Here is a 4804-nt window from a genome sequence, read left to right as displayed (position 1 = left end):
GGGGTTACTACACCTCTGGTATCGCTCAAATTGCTTAGGCAGTAAGGGTTTAAGGCAATGAAACATAACTTGAGAGTGGTGACATTCCAGGTAACGGTAATCAGCAAAATGTAGTTGCCTGAGAGAGTGGAACACTAGGGTCACTCTTATCCTCTCTACCTCCCTAACATTCAAAGTGTAGAGAGTTGAATCAGGCAAGCGGATTCAAACCCAAAGGAAACCAGCCATTCACCCTCTATATCTTCTACCCTTTCCACACAGTCGTTCAGTGCATTACCAGAGGTAAAACCATGTCTGTCAAGTTTGCTAACTCCCCCGCTACTAATAATTCTCCGATCGCTCCCATGCTGACTACTGTTGAAGAGGCTGCTCCTGTACGCTCTACCAATTTGAATGCCGCTGAAAAGAGTTCTGAGCTAGGCTTTGATACTATTACTCTGGCGGATTTCATGCTCAAGGAATTGCAAGCAGCACTGAAATCAACGACCAGAAGCGCTCAAACGGTGGCAATGCGAATCGCTTTAGAAGTGGAACGGATTTGTCAAAAGAGCGATCGCATCCAAATTTCTGGTGATGTTCAATCTTGGCAGCTTACCTTAGCCCGTCACCGCTTGCAAAAGTGCTTGGAATACTACCGCTTGGGTTCCAAACAGGGTCGCGTTGAGCTACATTCTCATCTAGCGGCAATGATTTACCGTCATGTTGCGTCTTTTCGAGCTAACTTAAATTTCCAAGCTCGTTACAACATGATTGAAGATTTCCTGCAAGGATTTTACATCGAAGCTCTGAGAGCTTTTCGTCGGGAACACCAAATGGCGGCTGACTATACACCGCGTACTCAACTAGAATTAGCCGAGTATATGGCATTCACGGAACAATATGCCAAACGTCAAATTGGTTTACCGGGACGTTCTCGCCAAAGATTGATTGTACTTCGGGCTCAGGGTTTTGCTAAGGGCCAACCTCCCGAAACTGCTTTGGATATTGAAATGGCGGTAGAATCGGGTAAGGGCGAAGAAGCGGAGGCTCACAGTCGCTCAGCAGCGATGCAGCAGGTAAGGGAACAGATGGTTTCTGAGTCTGTCGATCCGGCGGAGGCGGTGTTGCGCGATCGCGTCGTCTCGGAGTTGATAGAATATTTGCAATCTCAAGGTCAGTCGGAGTGCGTTGACTACCTGACTTTGAAACTCCAAGACCTCTCAGCTTCGGATATTGACCGGATTCTGGGTCTTTCTCCCCGCCAACGGGACTATCTACAACAACGTTTCAAGTACCATGTGGAAAAGTTTGCTCGTACCCAAAACTGGAAACTGGTACACCAATGGTTGGGTGCTGATTTGGATCAAAAGTTGGGTATGACTTCGGTACAGTGGGAAGCTTTTAAGGCAACGCTTTCAGAAGAACAGCTACAACTGCTGGAATTGAAGCGGAATCAAGAGAGCGATAAGGCGATCGCATCTGCTCTCAAATGTACTCTCAAACAAGTGCAAAAACGGTGGGCAGGGTTGCTGGATATGGCTTCGCAGTGCCGTAATAGCACTACTCCTGCAAATGTGGGTAACGCGAAATGAGTCTAGACACTTTGTTTAACCCCCCCAGGCGAGGGCGGGATTTCCCCGCCCCATTTCCTACTACTGCGCCAAAAGAAATTCGATATATTAGACAAGGTTAATATTAGTGGTGACGGTATGACTGTCAATCTGGCTCCGGGTTTAAATTTAGAAAGGCCGAGGACTCCTACGGTGCTTGCGCTCAAGGAAGTTTTTCAAGGTCTTGATGTTGATAGCTGTCCGGGTTCTTACAATTTTCATCTGCACACTGTTTGTTCTGATGGGCAGCTACGGCCAGAGGAGTTGATGGAGTCTGCGATCGCGATCGGTTTGAAGGGTTTAGCTATTACCGATCATCATAGTACGAATGGCTATTTTCAAGCTCAGATTTGGTTAGATCGTTGGATATTAAATAATTCTGAGAGTAAATTAATAACGCCTACTCTGTGGGCTGGCATAGAAATTAGTGCAAATTTGTTGAATATTGATGTACATATTCTCGGCTATGGTTTTGAGCCAGGACATTCTAGTTTGCAGCCTTATTTGCATGGTAAAACTGCCATTGGAGATGCTTATCTGGCGGAAAATGTAATTGATGCGATTCATCAGGCTGGAGGTTTAGCAGTGTTGGCTCATCCTTGTCGCTATCGGCTTTCACCTAATAAGTTAATTCCAGAGGCGGCAAGTTTTGGGATTGATGGGGTAGAGACTTTTTATGCTTATGGTAATCCTATTCCTTGGTGTCCGAGTCCTCAGCAAACTATGTTAGTTAAAGAGCTTGCTAAGGATTGGGGTTTGTTTAATACTTGTGGGACTGATACTCATGGTGTTAATTTGTTGCAGAAGCTTTAATTTGGTAATTGGGCCTTGGGAATTGGTAAGCGAATATTCTAAATATTTAAATAGGGATCTCCTTTTATTGGCAAAATTTATTTGCTAATCAATGGAGATCCCTATTTTTATTGCTAATAAATTAAGCAGCAAAATCAGCATTACTTACCGCCCGTGCGGAGCAAAATTCACTGGGAATCGTGCAATAACGGCACTCTTCTTGATTGGGACTTGCTTTGGGTAGGGTGGAATTACAGATAATATCTAAGATTTTCCAAAGGCGATTTTTAAATTTTTGATCGACATCCCAAGGAGAAATTTCTAATACACCATCTCGGTAAATGAGTCGTCCTTCTGGGATTTTACCTTGGCAAAGTTCTTTGGTTTCTGGAGAAGCGGGAAGCAGCAGCATATAAAGTAACATTTGTATCCGGTGGGAGTCTTTACGCTTTCCAGTTTTGCAGTCTTCAACGATGATTTTTTTGCCTTTAGTTGCAACTATATCGGGTCTTCCTGCGACGGTGATGGGGAAAAAATGACCTTTATATTTGAAGGAGTTTTGATTTTCAACATAGACAGTCCAGCCTTCAGATTGAAGTTGTAAAGCGCGTTTTATTACCATTTCTTCGTGTTCTGAAGGATCGTAGGTACTGGGTGGTTTTTCAAATTGGTATTGGGTATGAAGTGCGACTGCATAGTGGCATTGTTTCTCGTTGGCGAGAAGTTCAGTAAGGCGAGTTACCCAAATATAAAAGTGAAATCGCTTTTTCATGACTGTATCCTTTCTTAAAGATGTATGTAATTTAAGGTAAGTTATTTAACTGAGATTTAAAATAGAAAAAGGTTCCTTTAGATTGAGTTTTGTCGAACGAGATCGAATTAGGTCGAACTAGGTCGAAACAGTGTTGCTAGGTTAAAAATAAACAGTTATGATTTTTGTTAAAAGTTACCTAAGAGGTGGATTTATGAATCTGTTAAGCTATGAAAAATATGAGCAATATTTCCTGGATTCAATGGCTAAGAAATTTGGATTTAAGGATAGATGTCAACTTGTATTCGTTCAACGCTTCCTTACAACGAATAAGGATTTAGATAATGAGGGACTAGCTGAGGTTTTGGAAAAGGATTTGACGATAAAGAAATCCAAGGATGCCCCTGGTATTCTGCGTGACTACTTGACGCAGATATTTAAGAAGCTTGAAGCTGAAGGCTGTCCTTCTCAGGACGAGAAGAAAAATAAATGTGATAAAGTTCAGAAGTGGCTCAATGACAATTTTTATTCACAATGGTTACGTGAACACCTCTGGGAGCAAATCAAAGCCAAAGGGACTCGCACGAATAAAATGGGAGTGGTATTCGCGGTTGAACCTGTCCCCACAATGGGAATGTTGCGTAAAAAACTTGATCCTTACCTCGATACTGTTCCCCTCAATAGTGACATTTTGTTTAAAGCAAATTTGAATAGAGAAGGCTATTTAATTTTATTAGAATGGGAACCATCTGGGGCTATGTTTTGCGTGTGTCCTTCCGAATTTGCCTCAGAACCCCGCTGTCAGATTGGCGAGAATATTTTGCCCCAGTATCCCGATACTTTTACGGCGGATGACGAGGGAAAAGAGCAACTTTTAGCTGTTATTTCTGATGAGTTGCCACCGCTTGAGTGGTTAGAGAAGAGTAAGAAGGAAGATTTGGAGTTAGAGGGGGTTCATTTGCAAGGATTATTGGATTATTTGGAAAGTGTTTCAGCGTCGGAGGTGTTTTATACAGAATATTTAGTAAAGGCTTGATTGGGATTTATTGGGTATCGCTGGTTGAAGTTTTGATCTTACAGTTAGGGAGTGATAACAATGGACGAACAACGCTTGGCAGAGTATTTTAGTTTGATTCAAAGGTTGCTAGGTTGTCCTAGTGGAGAGGAAGAGGAAGTATTAGCGACTGACTCACATTTAATAGATCAAGGGTTAGTGGCGGTGATGAAAGTTGTTGCCGAACAAATGATAGCGGCACATTTGGAACAACTTCTGGCACAATGGCAACAGTTAAATAACCAGGTGTTTGAACTTTATCACCAGGGTAAGTTCTCTGAGGCGGTAACTCTTGCTGAACAAGCTTTAACACTGGCAGAATCGCTTTACCAAGGCGATCATCCCGATGTCGCCTCTAGCTTGAATAATTTGGCAGGACTCTACCAATCCCACGGCCGCCTCTCGGAAGCCGAACCCTTGTACGATCGCGCTTTAGGGATGTATGAACGCCTATTTGACGGCGATCATCCCGATGTCGCCTCTAGCTTGAATAATTTGGCATTACTCTACTATTCCCAAGGCCGCCTCTCGGAAGCCGAACCCTTGTACGATCGCGCTTTAGGGATGTATGAACGCCTATTTGACGGCGATCATCCCGATGTCGCCTCTAGCTTGAAT

Annotated in this window: 5 protein-coding genes; 4 read left to right on the top strand and 1 reads right to left on the bottom strand. The window is 43.3% G+C overall.

Translation table 11 applies throughout. The features are described from left to right. Positions 1–290 precede the first annotated feature (290 nt). Entirely contained in the window at positions 291–1571 is a 1281-nt protein-coding gene (locus tag PN499_RS20115; RefSeq protein ID WP_272033978.1) for a HetZ-related protein, read from the top strand. Positions 1572–1688: 117 nt separating this feature from the next. Continuing rightward, positions 1689–2402, top strand: a complete 714-nt coding sequence (locus tag PN499_RS20110) for a PHP domain-containing protein (RefSeq protein WP_272033976.1) — start codon at positions 1689–1691, stop codon at positions 2400–2402. A 121-nt stretch (positions 2403–2523) separates the two neighbouring features. Here PN499_RS20110 and PN499_RS20105 read toward each other — a convergent pair whose 3' ends face one another. After that, entirely contained in the window at positions 2524–3153 is a 630-nt protein-coding gene (locus PN499_RS20105; RefSeq protein ID WP_272033974.1) for a PD-(D/E)XK nuclease family protein, read from the bottom strand. 193 nt (positions 3154–3346) lie between these two features. Here PN499_RS20105 and PN499_RS20100 point away from each other — a divergent pair, with 193 nt between their 5' ends. Continuing rightward, the gene (locus PN499_RS20100; protein ID WP_272033972.1) at positions 3347–4168 is read left to right on the top strand and encodes a DUF4384 domain-containing protein; all 822 of its coding nucleotides are present in this window, start codon (positions 3347–3349) and stop codon (positions 4166–4168) included. 60 nt (positions 4169–4228) lie between these two features. Then, positions 4229–4804, top strand: a 576-nt coding sequence (locus PN499_RS20095; RefSeq protein ID WP_272033971.1) for a tetratricopeptide repeat protein, incomplete at its 3' end; no start/stop codon positions are given.

This window comes from Kamptonema animale CS-326 (assembly GCF_028330895.1).
GTDB lineage: Bacteria > Cyanobacteriota > Cyanobacteriia > Cyanobacteriales > Microcoleaceae > Kamptonema > Kamptonema formosum.
The sequence above is the reverse complement of the archived record's forward strand: the minus strand, read 5'-3'. Positions and strand labels throughout refer to the sequence as shown.

Excerpts from the sequence above, each read along its gene's own strand:
- PN499_RS20115 (WP_272033978.1), top strand. The coding sequence starts at position 291 with ATGTCTGTCAAGTTTGCTAACTCCCCCGCTACTAATAATTCTCCGATC.
- PN499_RS20100 (WP_272033972.1), top strand. The coding sequence starts at position 3,347 with ATGAATCTGTTAAGCTATGAAAAATATGAGCAATATTTCCTGGATTCA.
- PN499_RS20105 (WP_272033974.1), bottom strand. The coding sequence starts at position 3,153 with ATGAAAAAGCGATTTCACTTTTATATTTGGGTAACTCGCCTTACTGAA.
- PN499_RS20110 (WP_272033976.1), top strand. The coding sequence starts at position 1,689 with ATGACTGTCAATCTGGCTCCGGGTTTAAATTTAGAAAGGCCGAGGACT.